Raw genomic sequence first — 19543 nt, forward strand, 5'->3', positions numbered from 1 at the left:
TGCAAAAGCCCGCCGGGGCCCGGACAGGCTAGACTTGTGGTTTGCCGGCCAGGACTGACGCGGCACGAACCGCCAATTCTACCAAATGCTCAGCATCCTCGACCGATACTTCCTGCGCGAACTTGCCTACGGTGTCATTGCGACCGCCGTGGTCCTGCTCGTCATCTTCGCGGGCGGCGCCTTTGCCACGGTGCTGCAGAAGGTGGCCAATGGCAGTATCCAGCCCAGCGTGATGTTCGAGGTGCTCGGCCTGCAGATGGTCGACCTGCTCTCCACGCTGCTGCCCATGTCGGTCTTCCTGGGCACGCTCACCGCCCTCGGCCGGATGTACCGCGAAAGCGAGATGCACGTGCTGGCCTCGTCCGGCATGGGCCCGCGGGGCCTGCTGCGCCCGGTCACCCTGCTCGCCGTGATCGCCACGATCGTGGTCGGTCTGGTCTCGCTCTGGCTCGGGCCACTCTCCGCCCGCTCGGCCGATACGATCATCGCGACGGCGAACAAGTCCGTGATCGCCGCCGGCCTGGACGCCGGGCGCTTCACCGAGCTGCCGGGTAAAGGCGGCATCATCTTCGTCGACACGCTCAGCCGCGACGGTACCGTCCTGGGCAAGACCTTCATCGCCACCGACCGCGTGGATAGCGACAATCGGCCGCAGGTGCGCGTGGTCAACGCCAAGAGCGGCCGCATGTACCAGGAAAGCGACGGCGTGAACCGCTTCCTCGCCCTGTACGACGGCTGGCAGTTCGAAATCCCGCTGGGCATGGATAACTGGCGGCGGATGAAATACGAACGTAACGACGTGTCGCTGTCGAACATCTCCGACGACGACGACGATTCGGATCCGGCGCATGAATCGACCACCAGCGACCTGTTCAGGACGCCCACGGCCGAAGGCCTGGGCGAACTGGTCTCCCGCTTCGCCGCCCCGGTCAGCACCCTGGTACTGATGATGATGGTCCTGCCGATGTCCCGGCAGGCACCCCGCGACGCGCGCTATGGCCGCCTGCTGATCGCCGTGCTGGCCTACTTCCTCTACGTGATCTGGCAGCTGATCGCGCGCACCCAGATCATCAAGAGCAACCTGCATACCTCGGTGCCGATCTGGCTCCTCCACATCATCGTCTTCGGCGTGGCGGCCTGGTTCTTCTGGCGCCAGAATTCGCCACGGCAAGTGAAGGGAACCGCGTAATGGCCACGCTGACCGTCAAGCGGGCCGACCGTCTCATCGGCATGACCGTCCTCGGCACCCTGCTGCTGGTCTGGCTGGTCCTGACCGGCTTCGATGCCCTGACCCAGTTCGTCCGCCAGCTCGGCAACATCGGCAAGAGCGGTTTCACGCTCTACGACGCCATCGCCTACATCATGCTGACGGTGCCGCGGCGCCTCTACCAGATGTTCAGCAATGCAGCCCTTATCGGCGGCCTGCTCGGCCTCGGCAGCCTGGCCGCCACCGGCGAGCTCACCGCACTGCGGGCAGCGGGCATGTCGAAACTGCGCATCGCCGCGTCGGCGGCCGGCGTCATCGCCGTCCTCACCCTCGGCGTGGTGGTGATGGGCGAGACCGTGGCGCCTTATGGCGACCAGCACGCGCAGGCCATCCAGGTGCGCATGCGCTCGAGCAACCTGGGCGCGACCGCCAGTGGCCTGTGGGCACGCGACGGCGGCAAGATCATCAATGCCAAGTCGGCCATCGCCTTGCAGGAAGACGATCGCACCACGGTGAAGCTGGTGGACGTGCGCGTCTACACGTTCACCGCCGACGGCCAGGTGCTGGAGTTTTCGCACGGTGACAGTGCCATCCACGACGGCAACCGCTGGGTGATGACCAACGTCCGCACCACCACGCTGGACGCCAAGGGCACGCATGCCACCGAGCAGGCGACGCAGACCTGGGCCTCGCATCTCAACCCGCACGTGCTCGAGCAGTCGGTCATTCACCCCGAATACCTGTCGATGGCCGACCTGCGCCGAAACATGCGCTACCTCCAGGCCAACGGACAGAATCCCGGGGCCTACGCGGTCGCCTTCTGGGGTCGCGCGCTGTTCGCGGCAAATACGCTGATCCTGGTGTTGTGCGCGATGCCCTTCGCCTTCGGCTCGCTGCGCTCGGGCGGTTTTGGCAAGCGCCTGTTCCTCGGCGTGATCATGGCGATCGGCTGGTACTTCCTGCAGGGTGCCATGGTCAACTTCGGCACCGTGTACGGACTGCCACCGCTTTTGGCGAACCTGCTACCGACAAGCTTGCTGGTGGTCGGTGCGCTCACTTATTTCAGGCGATTCGGCTAGCCCGCTCCGGCATCGTCACCGCTTCGAGTACCGCGTCCAGTTGCTCGCCGGTCATCGGCTTGCGCAACAGCGCATTCATGCCGGCATCGCGGATCGCCTTCGCCTCGTCACCTGCCGACCGCGCGGTGACGGCGACGATGGGAAGGCTGGAGAAGCGCTCCATGCGACGCAGCATGCGCGCCACCTGAAAGCCGTCGACCAGCGGCAGGTCGAGATCGAGCAGGACGACGTCGTAGTCGTGCCTGGACACTTCGGCCATCGCCGCGAGCCCGTCGCCCACCGCCGTGACGGCATGTCCACGCTGGTCGAGCAAGGCCGTCATGACGGCGGCGATGACCGCATCGTCCTCGACAAGAAGCAGGCGACGGCTGGCAGGTCGCCGCACCGTCGACGCCGCCACCGCGCACGAGCGCCCTTCACAGCCGCAGGCGCGAAGCGGAAGCCTCACGATGAAGGTGGTGCCTGCGTTCACAGCGCTCTCGACATCGATGCTGCCACCCATGAGCGTGCATAGCTCATGGCAGATGGCCAGCCCCAGTCCACAGCCCTGGGCACGCTCCGGTGAGCCACCCTGTTCGAAGCGTGCGAAGAGGCGACCACGCAGTTCCTCGGAAATACCCGGGCCCGTGTCGGTTACCGACATCGACAGGGTTTCGTCGTCGCAGCGCAGGTGAACGCTCACCGAGCCGGCGCGGGTGAATTTCACCGCATTGTTGACCAGGTTCTGCAAGATCTGCCGCAGGCGGATGGCGTCCCCGCGAATCGTCGCAGGCACATCGGGTTCGACGTGCACGGAAAGCGCCAGCCTCTTTTCCCGTGCGCTGCCCGAGGCCAGGGCGATGACTTCATCGGCCAGCGGACGCACCATCACGCATTCGACTTCCAGCAGCAGACGGCGTGACTCGATCCGTGCGAGGTCGAGCGCGTCGTTGACCAGACGCAGCAGCGTCGTCCCCGAGCGACGTACCGCGTCGACATAGCTGCGTTGCGTGTCGTCCAACCGCGTCTGCGCCATCAGCTCGGCCATGCCCAGCACACCGGTCATGGGAGTACGGATCTCGTGACCCAGTGTCGCCATGAATTCGGTCTTCGCGGCATTGGCTTCTTCGGCAAGGCGCTTCTGCTGCTCGGCCAGCCGAAGACGCAGCGCCTGCCGCACGCGACGCCGCGCGGCAACGATGCCGCCGCACACGAGCACGACGAGACCCACGACGTAGAACATCCACGCCCACCAACGCAGCCACGGCGGGGCATCCACGACAAGGATCAGCGACAACGGACCACTCTCCAGGTCGTGTCCCGCGCCCGAGATCGTCAGGCGGTGTGTCCCCGGACTGAGCGGACCGAACGTCCGCTCACCTTGCTTGCCCGTTCGCAGCACGGCAATCGTGCCTTCGTGGTCGAGGGCGAAGTCGATATCGTTCCGCTCGGGATTCACATAGGACAGCGCACGCGTACGCACGATCAGATCACGGTCGTTCCAGCCCAGGTGCAGCGTGTTGCCGATGACAGGCAGGGAGCGCCGCGTACCGGCGCGCGACACACTGGCGCCGAGCAGGACGATGAAAGGCCGGCGGGGGCGATCACGCTGCTGGTCCGGCCGGAATCCGACCAACCCACCGAGGGTGGCGCCATACATCGTGCCGTCGGACAACAAGACGGTCGTCGCGTTGGTGAATTCGCCATTCGCGAGCCCATCGGCAAGCCCGAATGGACGAAAGTTTCCCGGCACGGGGTCGAATCGCCAAACGCCGGTCTGTCCGTACAGCCATAGCCGCCCCATCAGGTCCTTGCGTACGTTGAGGATGTCCGCCGAGGGAAAACCCTGCGCGCCGCCAAGACTTCGTTCCAACCGGGCGCGGCTGCCGTCCCACCGGTAATGCTCCAACGCGGCGGGACGGACGATCCAGAAGCCGTCGCCTTCGGGCTCGAACGCACTGACACGGCCAGGTGCGACCCCTTCGACGTAACGCATGCTGCCGGACGCGCGATCGAGACGCGCCAGGCCCGCGACGCTCGCCTGCCAGAGATGGCCATCGACCATTTCGATTTGCCGCGTATCGGACGCACCACGTCGCGCCTCCGCGAAAGGCACGGCGACGGCCTCAGCGAGTGCCGGGTCGAGTGAAAACAGGCCTTGACCGACCGCCGCGACATACACGGTGCCGTCCGCCGCAGCGGCCATCTCCGTGACGGGGTGATCGATGGTGTCGCGAAACAGGGGATGGGCGATGCGACCGGATGCGATGGTGAGACCGTCCACGCCACCCGCGAGAAGGCGGCCATCCGCCATTTCCAGCAGGCTCTGCACGCGTGACGGCCCGAGGTCGAATCCGCCGGAGGCACGGCCGGTCGACGGATCGAACCGACGGATCCAACCGCGGAAACCGCCTACCCACAACTCGCGATCGCCGCGCGCCGCGACCGCCGTCACGGCACGGCCGGGGAAGCTCCAGGGATCGGTCGCCACGTGCGCGAAGCGCGTGAAGTCTTCCCAACCGGGTCCGAGATACGCCAATCCGCCATCACTGAGGGCGAACCACAGTCCGTGTTCGCGATCCTCGATCATGTCGCTCACGGTGCGCCCGGGAAGACCGCCCGGCGCGGTCCACGAGTCGGCGATGGCGTGGCGTCGTCCGAGACGATCGATCATCGACAGCCCATCGAGCGCTGCGATCCAGAGACTGCCGTGACTGTCGGCCAGCGAACCGCGGATGTGCTGCGGCGCCACCCGCGGATCGCGCGCGATGCGCCCGTCAGCGGTAAGACGGTACAGCCCGGCGTCGGTCGCGAAGTGCAACTCGCCACCGACGCCGGCAATCCGCGTGACCCGTGGTGTCGCGCCGTCGGCGAACGGAACAGCGTGCGGCTGCCCATCGCGGTCGATCACGTCCACGCCGGCGTCCCCCGCGACCCAGACGCGCCCATCGTCCGTTGCATGCAGTGCCCGGATCGTCGTGGAAGACACGCCACCACGATGGATCGACCGATGTTCGAACCCGCTACCGTCCGGCCGCATGCGGTCGAGACCCTTCGACGTGCCCACCCAGATCGATCCGTCGCCCGCCTGCGTCACCGCACGCACGTCGTCATCCGACAGACCATCGCGCCATTGCACGAAGCCGCCGGTCACGGGGTCGTAGCGTGCAAGGCCGATGTCGGGGCCACCGATCCAGATGCGATCGTCGCGATCGATGTAGAGCGCGGACAGCGCACCGGCCGGCATCGCGTGGTCGCGTTCGGCACCGATCCCTGGCACGGTGAACTCCACGCCGTCGAAGCGGGCGAGGCCGATGGCGGTCGCCACCCAGATGAAGCCATGGGCGTCCTGGGCGACTGCCTTGACCTTGCTGCTGGGCAGGCCTTCGTGCAGTCCGAAGCCGCGGAACTGGGGCGTGGGAACCGGCGGCATGGCCGTACTGGCTATCACCGGCGTGACCGCGGCCAGAAAGACCGTGGTCACGAGAATCCATCTCGTGAAGAGCGTGTGGCGCATACGCTTTATTCCTTGTTCGATCCCGATCATGCCATACCGTCGTCGGGGCGGAACAGGCGCGACGCGCCGGCCTTGCGTAGGCATTCGTCGGGGGCGGTTACGTCTAGAATGCAGGCATGTCACGCCGACTTCGTACCCTGGCCGCGGCCATCGGCATCGCCGCCCTCGCCTGGCTGCTCTTTGCCACGCTCGAGCGCGCGCTAGCCTTGGCGCAGCGCTTCATGAGCCTGCCGGAAGGTCTGCGCTGGCTGATTGGCGGCCTCCTGGCCGTCGTGGTCGTCGCCGGTGCGGGATCGGCCGTGTGGTTGCTGCGCCCACGCAAACGGCGTGCACCGGTCACCGCGCCCGATCGCGCCTCGCTCGAATCGCGCCTTGCCGCGCTCCGCGATTCGGACACTGGGGTTGAGGAACTTCGTAACGAACTCGACGAACTGGATCGCCGGCGCGCGTCCGCTTCGCTTTATCTGGCCGTCTTCGGCGAGATTTCGACGGGCAAGTCCACGCTTATCGCCGCGCTCGTGCCAGGGTCCGCACCGGTAAGCGATGTACGCGGCGGGACGACACGGCAGGTCACCCACTACGAAGGCCATACCCCGGCGGGCGAGCACTGGACCGTGGCGGATGTGCCGGGCTCCGCCGAGGCGGGCGGCGACGACCGCGAACGCGTGGCACGCGAAGAAGCGCTGCGCGCGCATGCGGTGCTCTACGTCTGCGCCGGCGACCTCACCCGGACGCAGGCCACGGAGCTTCATTGGCTCGGCGATTTCGGCAAACCCCTGGTGCTTGTCGTGAACAAGGCGGACCAGTGGACGGACGAGGAACGCGAGCACCTGGTCGCGCGCCTGCGCGAACGCAGCGAAGGCATACCCGATGCGATCGTGCTGGTCAGCGCGGGTGGGGAAGAACGATTTACACGCGTCCTTGCCGACGGCTCCCGCGAGGAGGTGCGGCGAACACGGCGGACCGACCTGGGCCAGCTGCCCGACGCCCTCCGTCGCCTGATCGCGCCGGGCGCGGTGGCGCTCGAAGGCCAGCGTGAAAATGCGGTGCTAGCCAGTCTGCACGAGCGCACCAGCGAGAAAGAAGTCGCCTGGCGCGCGGCGGAGGCCGAGCGCATCGTGCGCCGTTACGCGCGGCGCGCCATCGTCGGCGCGATGGCCGCCGTGGCGCCGGGGACGGACCTGGTCATCCAGGGCGCCCTGGCGGCTGGTCTCGTCCGCGCCCTGGCGGGGCTGTACGGCGTTCGCGTCACCGATGTAGAAATCGAGGGGCTGCTACGGCAGGCGCGACTGACCCTGCGCACGGGAACCTCCGTGGTGCTGGCGGTGGCCGGCAACGCGCTAAAAGCTTTCCCCGGGCTGGGCACCCTGGGCGGGGGCGTACTGCACGCCTTCGCCTACGCGCTGATCTTCGACAGTCTTGGTCGGGCCCTCGCCGCGAGCCTCGCGGAACGCCAGGCACTGGACCAGACCGACGCGGGCGCGCGCATGCGCGATCTCCTCGCGGACGCCGGCAGCTCCCGCCTGCGCCAGTTGGCCGAACTGACCGGCGAGGCGCTACGGGATCGCTGAGTGAACGATGCGTTCCCCGCAGACGGGCTGACAAGGCGCCCGCCGTCGGCCACACTGCTCGTCATTGGCGGCCTCACGGCCCCGTTGGAACAGGCCTTTACGCATGCGTCCCGCCGGCTTCCTTCTCCTGTTCGGCATGGCTGTCGCGCCGGTCGCGGCCAGCGCCGAAGCGCTCAGCTATCACATCGACCCCGTACACACCCAGGTCGTCTTCAACGTCGAGCACAACGGTTTCTCGCGCTCATTCGGCCGACTACGTGTCACCGACGGCACGATCCGCTTCGATCGTGACGACTGGTCGAAATCCTCCGTCGACGCGACGATCGACCTGACCTCGGTCGACATGGGCGACGCCGACTGGGACAAGGTCGTCCAGGGTCGCGATCTGCTCGACGCCGGCCGCGCACGCACGGCGCATTACGTCAGCGATAGCGTGGAAAAGAAGAACGACGACGAGGGCATCGTGCACGGCAAGCTGACCCTCCGCGGCGTGACCCTGCCCCTCGACATTCCGTTCCGGGTCAACCGGGTCGGCAAGACCATCTATGGCCTGCACACCGTCGCCGGCTTTTCCGCCCAGGTATCGATCGACCGGACGACTTACGGCATGACATCCAATCGCAACTCGATCGGCACTAACGTATCCGTCTGGCTCGAAATCGAGGCCATCCGTGGCGGCGAACGCACACCCTCCACCGACAAGGAAACCCCCGATGCCCCTGCGCAGTGACCACACCCGCTGGAGCACGGCCGCCAAGACCTTCCATTGGCTCATGGCGCTGTTGATCCTGGGTAACGGTGCGTTCGCATTCTGGATGGATGGTCTCAAGCCTTCGCTGGCGAAGATCAACATGTTCGCCCTGCACAAGTCGATCGGCCTCACCGTGCTCGCCCTGTTCCTCCTGCGCGTGCTCTGGCGAGCCATCGACCGGCGGCCACCGGACGTGCCCGCACCGCGCTGGCAGCACCTCGCCGCAAAGTCCGTCCACGGCTTTCTCTATCTACTGATCGCCGCGATCCCGCTGTCGGGCTGGGCGTTCAACTCCGCGCACGGCTTCCCGCTTCAGTATTTCAAGCAGTTCAATCTTCCGGCACTGGTGGAAAAGAACCCTGGGTTGTCCGATACGCTGAGCATGGTCCACGTCTACCTGTTCTGGTTCCTGCTGCTGGTCCTCGTCGCCCATGTCGGCGGCGCGCTCAAGCATCACTTCATCGATCGCGACGACACGCTCCGACGCATGCTGCCGTTCGGCCGTGCGAAGCGGATGCCCCCCACCTCTTCCGGAGACACGCCATGACCCCGACCTTCCGCCGCCTTTCCGCACTCGCTTTTGCCCTCGCCCTTCCCCTGGCCGCTTCCGCCGCGGACTACAAGGTCGGCCCGGGCAGCACGCTGGGCTTCAGTGGCAAGTTCCAGGGCCAGCAGTTCGACGGTACGTTCGGCAAGTTCGACGCCGCGATCAGCTACGACGCCGCTAACCTGGCCGCCTCGAAGTTCGATGTCACCGTGGACACGTCGACGGCGAAAACCGGTGACGGCGACCGTGACAATGCCCTGCCCGGCTCCGACTTCTTCGATACGAAGAAGTTCGCCACCGCGCACTACGTCACGACCGGTTTCAGCAAGGACGCCAAGGGCAACGTGATCGCCAACGGCAACCTCACCCTGCATGGCGTGACCAAGCCCGTCGCGCTCAAGGTGGTCTTCTCGCCGAACGCCGGCGGTGCCCGTCTCTCCGTGACGGGCACCCTGAAGCGTCTCGACTTCGGCGTCGGCAGCGGCGAGTACAAGGACACCTCGACCATTGCCGACGAGGTTCTGGTGAATGGCTCGCTGAACCTGCTGCCGAAGTAATTGCCACCGTGGCGGGTTTCCGCGAACGCTTTCGCGGTCTCGCCGACCGCTTCCGTCGCAGTGCGCCCCGCGCACCTGCAACGGATGCGCGTGGCGGCCCTGTGGCCGCGAGCCTGCGCGGCTTGCTCGACGACCCCACCATTCCCGGCAGCGTGCGCGAAGCCATGGCCGCGGATTTCCGCCGCGTCGAAACCATGCTCGACCGTCTCGAGCGCGAAGAACTCCACATTGCCGTGTTCGGTCGCGTCTCCGCCGGCAAGTCGGCACTAGGCAATGCCCTGCTGGGACGCGATGCCTTCGCCGTAGGCGTGCTCCACGGCACGACCACCGAAGCGGACGCGGCGCGACTGGACGAGGCGAGCAGTGCGGGCCTGGTGCTCATCGACACCCCCGGCATCAACGAACTCGGCGGCGAAGCGCGCGAAAAACTCGCCTTCGAGGTGGCCGAAGTCAGCGACCTGATCGTGTTCGTTGCCGACGGCGACCTCACGCGCGAAGAACGCGATGCCTTGCGCACGCTGGCAGCGACGCGACGCCCCCTGCTGCTCGTACTCAACAAGGCGGACCGCTATTCCGATGAGGAGCGCGAGGGCCTGCTCGAGCAGTTGCGCCAGCATGCCGCCGGCCTGGTCCGCCGCGAAGACGTGCTTGCTGTCGCAGCACGACCCAGCGCACGCGAGGTCATCGAGATCGATGCGCACGAGCGCGAAAAACGGACCTCCGAGGCCGCGCCTGCTGACGTCCTGGCGCTGAAGACGCGACTGCTCGCGATCGCCGAGCGCGAAGGCAAGACCTTGTCGGCCATCAACGCCGGCTTGTTCGCCGGACGCCTCACCGACCAGGTGACCGGGCGGGTCGCCGCCACGCGCCGCGACGTAGCCTCGGGCGTGATACGTCAGTACTGCATTGCCAAGTCGGTCGCGGTGGCGCTCAACCCTGTTCCTGTTGCCGATCTGCTGCTGGCGGGCGGGCTCGATGCGGCTATGGTCGTCCAGTTGGGCCGCGTGTACGGGCTACCACTGACCCGCGGCGAATCCGGCCGGCTCGTCGCCGTCATCACCACCCAGCTCGCTGCCCTGATGGGTGCGGTCTGGGGCGTGCAACTGGTGGCGTCCGCCCTGAAGGGGCTCAGCGGCGGCCTATCCGTTGTCGTCACGGCGGCGGCGCAGGGCGCACTGGGCTGGTATGCCACGGTACTGATTGGACGCGCGGCGGAGCATTACCTCATCACGGGTAAGTCCTGGGGCGAGCACGGCGCCAAGCGCGCCGTCGCCGACATCGTGGCCAGCCTGGACCGCGATTCCATCCTCCGCGAAGCACGCGAGGAGATCCTCCGCCTCCTCCGCAAATAAATCGGCTCTTACAGCGAGCGGTCCGCGCCTGCGAATGCCCTCACCGCCTCGGCATCGAACGGCCAGTCCAGCTCCGCCCCGTCGCCGCGCCGTAACACCGGGACCCGCGCTCCATAGCGCGCCTCGAGCCCATCGTCCTCATCGATCCAGACGGACGTTAACTCCGGAAGCCGCGCCTGCGCCAGGACATCCAGCGCAAGGTCGCAAAGGTGGCAATCGTCGCGCTGGAACAGGGTGAACTCAGACATGCGCAGGTGTATGGGGTCAGTGGCAGGCAGGCGTAGAATAACCGGCTACTCCCCGTAGCCAACTCCCCAAGCCATGGCAGTCAGCGTTTTCGACCTCTTCAAGATCGGTATCGGTCCGTCTTCCTCCCATACCGTCGGGCCGATGCGCGCAGGCGCGCGTTTCGCCGAGCACTGGCTGGCCGAGAAAGGCGTGCTCGAGCGCGTCGCGCGCGTGCGCTGCGAACTGTTCGGCTCGTTGGCGATGACCGGTCGCGGCCACGGCACGGATAAAGCCGTGCTGCTGGGCTTCGAAGGCGAGTGGCCCGACAAGGTCGACCCGGACGCCATCCCGGCCACGCTGGAGCGCATACGCTCGAGCAAGCGCATCCGCATCCTCGGCCGTCACGAGATCACCTTCGATGAGAAGGCCGACCTGGTCTTCAACAAGCGCCAGAAGCTTCCGTTCCATACCAACGGCATGCGGTTTTCAGCCTACGATGCGGACGGTAACGAGCTGGCCACGCGCGACTATTACTCGGTCGGCGGTGGTTTCGTGGTCAATCCCGACGAGGCGGCCGAAGACCGTATCGTGGCGGACACCAGTGAGCAGCCGTTCCCCTTCAGCAGCGGCGACCAGATGCTCTCGCTATGCGAAGAGCACGGCCTGACCATCGCGCAACTGATGATGCGCAACGAAAGCATCTGGCGCCCCGAGGCCGAAACCCGGGCTGGGTTGCTGGTCATCTGGAAGGCCATGCAGGACTGCGTGTCGCGGGGCCTGCGCTCGCCGGGCACGCTGCCGGGCGGCCTCAAGGTCCAGCGCCGCGCGCCGTCGATGGTCGCCGAACTGCGTTCGCAGCCGGAAGCCGCCCTGCGCGACCCGCTTACGATCCTCGACTGGGTGAACCTCTATGCCCTGGCGGTGAATGAAGAGAACGCGGCAGGCGGCAGCGTGGTCACCGCACCGACCAACGGCGCCGCAGGCATCGTTCCCGCCGTACTCCACTACTACCGTCACTTCTGCCCGAACGCCTCGGAAGACGGCGTGATTGAGTTTCTTCTCACGGCAGGCGCCATCGGCATCCTCTACAAGGAGAACGCCTCCATTTCCGGCGCCGAGGTCGGCTGCCAGGGTGAAGTGGGCGTCGCGTGTTCGATGGCTGCCGGCGGCCTCACCGCCGCGCTCGGCGGCAGTGTTCGCCAGGTGGAGAATGCCGCCGAGATCGGCATGGAACACAACCTCGGTCTCACCTGCGACCCGATCGGCGGCCTGGTGCAGATTCCCTGCATCGAGCGCAACGCGATGGGCGCCGTCAAGGCGATCAATGCCAGCCGCATGTCGCTCAAGAGCGACGGCAAGCATCACGTGTCGCTCGACAAGGTCATCGCCACCATGCGCGACACCGGCCGCGACATGAAGGACAAGTACAAGGAAACCTCGCGCGGGGGATTGGCCGTCAACGTCATCGAGTGCTGATAGGTAGCGGCGAATCCGGCGGTTGTGGGAGCCGATTCATCGGCGAATGGCAAGTAACCCCGCTGCGCAGCAGCGCTCCTCGCTGGTTGCTGGCCTCAGTCCCCGTCGAAGCGCACTCCCGACCCACGAAAGAGCTCGCCGATGAATCGGCTCCTACCCAAGGCGAGGCACTTTCAGCGCGTCGGGCACATCCGGGGTAGCCGGTCGACGGTCTCGACACGCACCGGCTCGTCCTGTCCCCACCAGTTCGCGACCGCCGTGTAGCAGATACGCAGCTTGCCCCGGCGAGTGTCGAAGCGCTGCTTGCTGGTATAGGCGAAGCACGAAACCGAGGCCAGATGGCCCATCTCGCGCATCGTAATGGCGCAGCGCCGCACGGATTGGACCGGGTCTTCGCCAGGGTAGAGAGTGAAGTAAAAACCCTTGGCAGTACGGTCGTAGGACTCTGAATCGATCAGCCGGCCTTTGTCGTTCCATTGCTCATCGGCTGCGGCAACGCCGCATACCGAAATCGCAATGAACAACACGCCGCTGGCGACCACCTTCGAACGCATCCGAACCCCTTTAGCCCTACCGCGTCGGCCAGTGTATATCGACGCGAGCCCGGTTGGGCGACGGCGCGCGCTGGCTGACATGCGCGGCCGGGGCTGTCATGATCCCGCCCTTGTGCCGCCATGGGCCGGGTTCCCCCGTCCCGTCCGACCGGAGTCATCATGTCCCACCACGCTATCCGCCGCGACGTCGGCGCTTTCGCCCTGATGCTGACCGGCCTGGGCTCGATCATCGGCTCAGGCTGGCTGTTCGGCGCCTGGCACGCCGCCCAGCTCGCTGGTCCCGGCGCCGTCTACGCCTGGATCATCGGCGCCGTCATCATCCTCTTCATCGCCCTGACCTACGCGGAACTGGGTGCGATGTTCCCCGAGTCCGGCGGCATGGTGCGCTATGGCCACTACTCCCACGGGTCGCTGGTCGGCTTCATCGCCGGCTGGGCCAACTGGATCGCCATCGTCTCGGTGATCCCCGTCGAGGCCGAAGCCTCCGTCCAGTACATGGCCTCCTGGCCGTGGGAATGGGCGCAGTGGACCAAGGGCCTCTACGTGGTGACCGCCGGCCACGGCGAGCTGACGCCGCCGGGTCTGGCGATCGCCGCCGTGCTGGTGATGGTCTACTTCTTCCTGAACTTCTGGAGTGTGAAGCTGTTCGCCAAGAGCAATACGGCGATCACCGTCTTCAAGCTCGTCGTTCCGGCCGCCACGGGTATCGCGCTTATCTGCACGAGCTATAACCCGGGCAACTTCCACATCGGCGCCACCGGCGGCACCCACGCGATCGACATCTCGTCGATCCTCACCGCCGTCGCGATCTCGGGCATCGTCTTCAGCTTCAACGGTTTCCAGAGTCCGGTGAACCTGGCCGGCGAAGCACGCAATCCCGGGCGCAGCGTGCCCTTTGCGGTGATCGGCTCGATCCTGCTGGCGACCGTGGTCTACGTGTTGCTGCAGATCGCCTTTATCGGCGCGGTCCCGCCCGACCAGCTCGGCAAGGGCTGGGCCGGCCTCGAGTACGCCTCGCCGTTCGCCCAGCTGGCCACGGCCCTGATGATCAACTGGATGGCGATCCTGCTGTACGCGGATGCCTTCGTCAGCCCCAGTGGCACCGGCGCCACCTACACGGCCACCACCGCGCGCATGATTTACGCCATGGAGCGCAACGGCCAGCTGCCGAAGATCTTCGGCCATATCCACCCGCGCTTCGGCATTCCGCGCCCGGCCATGTGGCTGAACCTGGTGGTGAGCTTCCTGTTCCTGTTCTTCTTCCGTGGCTGGGGCACCCTGGCAGCGGTGATCTCGGTGTCGACGATCATTTCGTATCTCACCGGCCCGGTCAGCGTCATGACCCTGCGTCGCACGGCACCGGAGATGAAGCGTCCGTTGCGCATCCCCGGCCTGCCGTTGCTCGCCGCGCTCGCCTTCATCTTCGCCACCGAACTGCTGTACTGGGCGAAGTGGCCGCTCACCGGCGAGATCATCCTGCTGATGGTCATCGCCTTGCCCTTGTACTTCTACTACACCGCCAAGAGTGGCTGGGACGACTTCCGCCGTCACCTCGCCGGCGCCTGGTGGCTGATCGCCTACCTGCCGACGATTGCACTCGTGTCGTACGCGGGCAGCTCGACCTTCGGCGGCCACAACTACATTCCGTACGGCTACGACCTGGCCGTCGTCGCGGTGATCGGCATCGTCTTCTATTTCTGGGGCATTTCCGCCGGCTGGCGGACGCCGATGGTCGAAGCAGCGCGCTTCAACCACGACGAGATGCACGGGGATGAGCCGGTGGTGCCGCCTAGTGCGGACGAAGCGGCCAGGGTCACTGGCCAGCGCTGATCGAATCGACCGCCCTTCGGGGCGGTTTTTTTGTGGGAGCCGTCGCGCTAGATAGCCAGCACGTCGCCGAGCAGTGCTTGCGCCGTGATCTCCGGCCCGGCGCCTGGACCCTGGATGACGAGCGGCGTCGCGTGATAGCGCGTGGTCGTGAGAGCAAACTGGTTATCCGTGCCAGACAGACGCGATGCGGGATGCTCTGGGCCAACTTCGAACAGGCCGACGCGGGCGCGACCGCGCTGATTCAGTCGCGCGAGATAGCGAAGCACCTTGCCGTTCGCGCTCGCCGCCTCCTGCCGTTGAAGCAGCGGTTTGTCGAGTTCTTCGAGGCGTTCAAGGAAAGACTTCGTATCCAATGCGCGCAGTGCCTCCGGCACCAGACTCTCGATTTCCACTTCCTCGCTACCGAGCGAAAAACCCGCGTTGCGAGCAATGATCAGCAGCTTGCGTGCCACGTCTTCGCCAGAAAGATCTGAGCGAGGATCGGGCTCGGTGAAACCGAGGCGACGGGCATCGCGCAGCAAGGCCGAGAACGGGCGGCTGCCGTCGTACTGGTTGAACAACCAGGACAACGACCCGGAGAAAACGCCTTCGAGAGTCAACAGGCTGTCGCCGCACTGGCGCAGGCGACGCAGGGTGGACAGGACCGGCAGGCCGGCTCCGACAGTGGCGGCGTCGCCGTACACACTACCGTTAGCCGATGCTGCCTGAAGCGCACGCCAGCCGGAAAGCTGGCCACCGGCAAGCGCCTTGTTTGCCGTCACGACGTGATATCCCGCCGAAAGCCATTCGGCATGACGGCTCGCCTCGATCGCGCAGGCCGTGGCGTCGATCACCACTTTACGTTCGGCACCCGTCTCGTCCAGCGCGGCGAGCAGCGACGCATTCTCGCGCCCATCCCTGCCCTTGCTCAGCCGCTCGGCGATTTCACCCGCGACAACACCGCCGGCGAACGCGTGCTGCCGCTTCGAATTGGCGGCACCGACGAGCCGTAGCGAGCGTGCCGCTGGTGTGGCCAACAGCGTCAGCAGCGCGCGGCCCACGACACCCGTGCCCAGCAGTACGACAGCCGTGCGCGGCGGCACATCGACGATAGGAGCCACGACCACCGCGCTCATGCGCCGACCTTGCGTTTCGAGGTAACGGAGGCGACCGCTGCGGCACGGGCCAGTGCCGCGTCGAGGTCGGCCAGCAGGTCATCACCGTCTTCGATGCCAACCGACAGACGCAGAAGACTGTCCGAAATGCCCGCTACCGCGCGAGCCTCGGGAGCCATCGATGCGTGCGTCATCGTTGCCGGATGAGCGACAAGGCTTTCCACGCCGCCGAGCGACTCGGCCAGCGAAAAATAGCGCAGGCCGTCGACGAAGGCTTCGATCGCGTCGTTACCGCCGGCGATCTCGAAACTCAGCATCGCGCCGAAGCCCTTCTGCTGACGTTGAGCCAAGGCGTGACCGGGATGCGAGGCAAGACCAGGATAGTAAATGCGCGAGACCGCATCGTGTTTGTCCAGGCGCTCGGCGATGCGATGGGCATTCTCTTCATGCGCACGCAGGCGGACGGCCAACGTACGCACGCCACGCAGCGTGAGGAAACTGTCGAACGGTGAACCGGTCAGTCCGTTGCAGTTGCCCCACCACTTCAGCTGTTCGGCGACAGCCTGGTCCGCCGCGATCACGGCACCGCCGACGACATCGCTGTGGCCGTTGATGTACTTCGTGGTCGAGTGCACGACGATATCGGCGCCCAGTTTCAGCGGCTGCTGCAGGGCGGGCGAGAGGAACGTGTTGTCGACGACGACGAGCGCACCGACCGCATGAGCCGCCTGCGAGACGTGGCGCACGTCGGTGATCCGCAGCAGCGGATTGGACGGCGTTTCGATCCAGACCAGCGCCGGCCGGGCAGCCAGGCCATCGGCGAGCGCCGTGGGGTCGGTGAAGTCGACGAAGCGAACGCTGAAACGACCCTTCTTCGCCCAGGCGTCGAGCAGGCGCCATGTGCCGCCGTAGCAGTCGTGGGCGGCGAGCACGAGGGCTCCGGCCGGAACGAGCTCGAGGGCGAGCGCCACGGCCGACATGCCGCTACCGGTCACCACCGCACCGGCGCCCTCCTCGAGCTCGGCCAGTGCTTCGCCAAGGAGGTCGCGCGTGGGATTTCCGCTGCGCGAATAATCATAAGCACGCTTGCGACCGAAACCCTCGAACGCGTAGTTCGTGGACAGGTGCAACGGCGGCACGACGGCGCCGTGCTGCGTGTCGGATTCAATACCGGCGCGCACGGCGCGGGTACAAAGGCGGGAATCGGTCATGACTTAGTGGTCTCCGCGACAGTCGTTGAGTGCGTGACGCAGCACGGGAGCGAGCTGCACGGTTTCTTTCAGGAAGGCGTCGTGGCCATAGGGCGATTCCACGACTTCGAGGGTGGCGGTGCCAGCGAGGCGACGCTGCAGCTCGCACAGGTCGGCCAGGGGAACGAGTCGATCGGACGGGAAACCGACCAGGGTCGTCGGTGCGGCGACACGCTCCGGCGCCACGTCGTGCAGGTCGATCGATTCGGACAGGGCGAGGAAACGCTCCGCCTCGAAACGCTCGACGAAACGGCGCCCGGCGTGCTCGAGGTAATCCTCCACCGGGAAGTGGAAGCGACCGTCGCGCAGCTCCGGACCGGCAGCGAAACGACGCGAGAACTCTTCGCTGCCCCGGTACGTCGTCATGGCCAGCTGCCGTGCGAGGGCGAGTGCCTCGTCCGTGCGGCCTGACTCCACGCCGAGCCGGACGATGCTGCGCTGGATCGAGCGCTGTGCGGTGGAGAGCGGATGCGGACGGTGGGCGCCTGCAAGAAGGACGAGCGACCTGAGCTTGTCCGGGTGATTCGCCGCGAACGCGAGACCGGTCATCGCGCCGTAGGACGAGCCAACGAAGGCGTGCACGCGACCGATGCCCAACTCGTCGACGAGTGCCGCCAGCGCCGCCGCCTGGTCTTCGCTCGAGACCGAGTCGGCGCCGCCGAGGTCGGCCGGCACCAGCCAGTCGATCGACAGCACGCGGTAATGATCGAGGTCGAGGGCAGCGCCACGACCGACCAGCTCTTGCCACCAGCCGCTGGACCGCTCCCGACCGGTGCAGACATCGCGGTCGGCGGAGATACCGCCCTGCACGATGATCGTCGGTGCGTGCGCCGCGCCACACCACAGGTAGTGGACGTCCACCTGGACCGCGTCGCTGCCGTACTTCGGCGTGAACGAGACCTGGCGGGTGCCGCGCTGCTCGGTGAGATCGGCCGCGGTGCGCGGCGCGGGAGAGACGACCGCTTCGGTGAGGGAGATCACGATGTGTGGCTCTGCTGACATGTCCGGGTTCCTGCGTTCGGGATCGAGCCCCGCGGGGAACCGTCAGTCGGAGGTGCCCTGCAGCGGATGCGCGAACGCATGCCCGCTTAGGACATCCCATCTATCGGCTGACGTGAAGACACGCCCCGCAGGAGTTGGCACCGTCGCGGAAATCCGCAGGTTGCCCCGGCTTCAAAGGGCCTGTCCCTCAGCCGGTCTCGATGAGTGAAACCGACGATACGCCCGGACCCGAGACCTGTCAACAGCCGTTTAGACGTCCAGATGTCCAGAAGGCTGTTCGCATGAACACTGCGAGTAGGCCGCAGAAGCCCTTGTAGGAGCCGATTCATCGGCGATAGGGCGTGGCTACGTAGACGGGCCTTATCGCCGATGAATCGGCTCCTACATAGAGCGCGACCCACCGACAACGACCCCCGGAAGGCGCTAGCATTGGCCTATGACCACCTACGCCAGCTTCGCCGCCGCCGTCGGCAACACGCCCCTCCTCCGCCTGCGGCATGCCTCGGAGGCCACCGGCTGCGAGATCCTGGGCAAGGCCGAATTCCTGAATCCGGGCGGCTCGGTCAAGGACCGCACGGCGCTCGGCCTGCTCGAGGATGCCGAGCGGCAGGGCCTGCTGCGCCCCGGCGCCACCCTGGTCGAGGGCACGGCTGGCAATACCGGCATCGGCCTGGCCCTGCTGGGTGCCAGCCGCGGATACCGCACCCTGGTGGTCATGCCTGACACCCAGAGCCGGGAAAAGATCGACGCGCTTCACGTCGCCGGTGCCCAGGTCCGCCTCGTCCCCGTGGTTCCGTTCACGGATCCCGGCCACTACGCGCGGACCGCCCGCCGGCTGGCCGAGGAAATGAACGCGACGGACCCCGGCAGCGCCTGGTTCGCCAATCAGTTCGACAACACCGCCAATCGCGACTGGCACGAGGCCCATACCGGCCGGGAGATCTGGGAGCAGACCAGCGGCCAGATCGACGGCTTCGTCTGCGCCGCCGGCACCGGGGGCACCATTGCCGGCGTGGGCCGGGCCCTGAAGCGCCACCGCCCCGATATCCGGATCGCGCTGGCCGATCCCGCGGGCTCGATCTTCGCCCGCTACGTTCAAACGGGCGAGCTGGTCGGTGAAGGCAGCTCGATCAGCGAGGGCATCGGCAACAGCCGTATCACCGCCAATTTCGAGGGAGCGCCGATCGACGTCGCTTACTCCATCCCGGACGACGAGTCGGTCCCCGTGCTCCACGACCTGCTCCGCCGCGAGGGTTACTGCGTCGGCGGCTCCAGCGGCGTGAACGTGGCCGGCGCCCTGCGGCTGGCCCGCGAACTGGGCCCCGGCCACACCATCGTCACCGTCCTTTGCGACGGCGGCATGCGCTACCAGGCCAAGCTGTTCAATCCGGACTTCCTGCGCAGCAAGGGCATCCCCGTGCCGACGTGGCTGGACGAGGCCTTTCCGGCCGCCGCGGACCGATAGGAGCCGATTCATGTGGGAGCCGCTTCAGCGGCGAATGGGTGCATGCCACACCCTGGCCCGCTGCCGCGGGATCGCCGATGAATC

At 66.6% G+C, this 19543-nt stretch carries 16 protein-coding genes and 1 riboswitch; of the genes, 10 read left to right on the forward strand and 6 right to left on the reverse strand.

What is annotated here, in order from left to right; translation table 11 throughout:
• Positions 1-85: 85 nt before the first annotated feature.
• Together lptF and lptG are read left to right on the forward strand one after the other, a co-directional pair.
• A complete protein-coding gene (gene lptF / locus BJI69_RS02505; RefSeq protein ID WP_046965958.1) occupies positions 86-1189 on the forward strand; it encodes an LPS export ABC transporter permease LptF in 1104 nt (367 codons plus the stop codon).
• Positions 1189-2286 carry an LPS export ABC transporter permease LptG gene (gene lptG, locus BJI69_RS02510; protein WP_046965959.1) on the forward strand — a complete coding sequence of 366 codons (1098 nt, stop codon included), beginning with the start codon at positions 1189-1191 and terminating at the stop codon, positions 2284-2286. Before lptF ends, lptG begins: the two co-directional genes overlap by 1 nt.
• On the opposite strand, the gene BJI69_RS02515 is transcribed toward lptG, so the two are convergent.
• Positions 2270-5782 carry a hybrid sensor histidine kinase/response regulator gene (locus tag BJI69_RS02515; RefSeq protein WP_046965960.1) on the reverse strand — a complete coding sequence of 1171 codons (3513 nt, stop codon included), beginning with the start codon at positions 5780-5782 and terminating at the stop codon, positions 2270-2272. The genes lptG and BJI69_RS02515 overlap by 17 nt on opposite strands.
• 116 nt (positions 5783-5898) lie before the next feature.
• Here BJI69_RS02515 and BJI69_RS02520 point away from each other — a divergent pair, with 116 nt between their 5' ends.
• The 5 genes from BJI69_RS02520 to BJI69_RS02540 all read left to right on the forward strand — a co-directional run bounded on the left by BJI69_RS02520 (position 5899) and on the right by BJI69_RS02540 (position 10560).
• Complete coding sequence (locus tag BJI69_RS02520; RefSeq protein WP_046965961.1) at positions 5899-7353, forward strand: GTPase; 1455 nt, start codon at positions 5899-5901, stop codon at positions 7351-7353.
• A 103-nt stretch (positions 7354-7456) separates the two neighbouring features.
• A complete protein-coding gene (locus BJI69_RS02525; protein ID WP_052767006.1) occupies positions 7457-8083 on the forward strand; it encodes a YceI family protein in 627 nt (208 codons plus the stop codon).
• Complete coding sequence (locus BJI69_RS02530; RefSeq protein WP_046965962.1) at positions 8067-8651, forward strand: cytochrome b; 585 nt, start codon at positions 8067-8069, stop codon at positions 8649-8651. Before BJI69_RS02525 ends, BJI69_RS02530 begins: the two co-directional genes overlap by 17 nt.
• Positions 8648-9208, forward strand: a complete 561-nt coding sequence (locus BJI69_RS02535; RefSeq protein WP_046965963.1) for a YceI family protein — start codon at positions 8648-8650, stop codon at positions 9206-9208. The genes BJI69_RS02530 and BJI69_RS02535 overlap by 4 nt, the downstream gene beginning before the upstream one ends.
• Before the next feature lie 8 nt (positions 9209-9216).
• Entirely contained in the window at positions 9217-10560 is a 1344-nt protein-coding gene (locus BJI69_RS02540; protein ID WP_244465191.1) for a GTP-binding protein, read from the forward strand.
• Positions 10561-10568: 8 nt separating this feature from the next.
• Here the strand turns inward: BJI69_RS02540 and BJI69_RS02545 are convergent, their stop codons facing one another.
• Positions 10569-10808 carry a glutaredoxin family protein gene (locus tag BJI69_RS02545; protein ID WP_046965964.1) on the reverse strand — a complete coding sequence of 80 codons (240 nt, stop codon included), beginning with the start codon at positions 10806-10808 and terminating at the stop codon, positions 10569-10571.
• A 73-nt stretch (positions 10809-10881) separates the two neighbouring features.
• On the opposite strand from BJI69_RS02545, the gene BJI69_RS02550 reads away from it, so the two are divergent.
• Positions 10882-12264: an L-serine ammonia-lyase gene (locus tag BJI69_RS02550; RefSeq protein ID WP_046965965.1), complete on the forward strand. Its 1383-nt coding sequence runs from the start codon at positions 10882-10884 to the stop codon at positions 12262-12264.
• A 173-nt stretch (positions 12265-12437) separates the two neighbouring features.
• Here the strand turns inward: BJI69_RS02550 and BJI69_RS02555 are convergent, their stop codons facing one another.
• The gene (locus BJI69_RS02555; protein WP_046965966.1) at positions 12438-12818 is read right to left on the reverse strand and encodes a hypothetical protein; all 381 of its coding nucleotides are present in this window, start codon (positions 12816-12818) and stop codon (positions 12438-12440) included.
• Positions 12819-12977: 159 nt separating this feature from the next.
• Between BJI69_RS02555 and BJI69_RS02560 the strand changes: the two genes are divergently transcribed.
• A complete protein-coding gene (locus BJI69_RS02560) occupies positions 12978-14648 on the forward strand; it encodes an APC family permease (protein ID WP_046965967.1) in 1671 nt (556 codons plus the stop codon).
• 47 nt (positions 14649-14695) lie between these two features.
• Here the strand turns inward: BJI69_RS02560 and BJI69_RS02565 are convergent, their stop codons facing one another.
• Genes BJI69_RS02565 through metX form a run of 3 tightly spaced genes read right to left on the reverse strand, consistent with a single transcriptional unit; the run spans position 14696 to position 17994 of the window.
• Positions 14696-15763: a homoserine dehydrogenase gene (locus tag BJI69_RS02565; RefSeq protein WP_046965968.1), complete on the reverse strand. Its 1068-nt coding sequence runs from the start codon at positions 15761-15763 to the stop codon at positions 14696-14698.
• Positions 15760-16953 carry a cystathionine gamma-synthase gene (gene metB / locus BJI69_RS02570; RefSeq protein ID WP_046965969.1) on the reverse strand — a complete coding sequence of 398 codons (1194 nt, stop codon included), beginning with the start codon at positions 16951-16953 and terminating at the stop codon, positions 15760-15762. Before metB ends, BJI69_RS02565 begins: the two co-directional genes overlap by 4 nt.
• A 3-nt stretch (positions 16954-16956) precedes the next feature.
• Positions 16957-17994, reverse strand: coding sequence for a homoserine O-succinyltransferase MetX (metX, locus tag BJI69_RS02575; RefSeq protein ID WP_046965970.1), 1038 nt, complete (start codon positions 17992-17994; stop codon positions 16957-16959).
• A 93-nt stretch (positions 17995-18087) separates the two neighbouring features.
• A riboswitch (SAM riboswitch) is annotated at positions 18088-18201 on the reverse strand.
• Between the two features lie 229 nt (positions 18202-18430).
• Between metX and BJI69_RS02580 the strand changes: the two genes are divergently transcribed.
• A complete protein-coding gene (locus tag BJI69_RS02580; protein WP_046965971.1) occupies positions 18431-19459 on the forward strand; it encodes a cysteine synthase A in 1029 nt (342 codons plus the stop codon).
• Positions 19460-19543: the final 84 nt, after the last annotated feature.

It is taken from the genome of Luteibacter rhizovicinus DSM 16549 (genome assembly GCF_001887595.1).
GTDB classification, from domain to species: domain Bacteria; phylum Pseudomonadota; class Gammaproteobacteria; order Xanthomonadales; family Rhodanobacteraceae; genus Luteibacter; species Luteibacter rhizovicinus.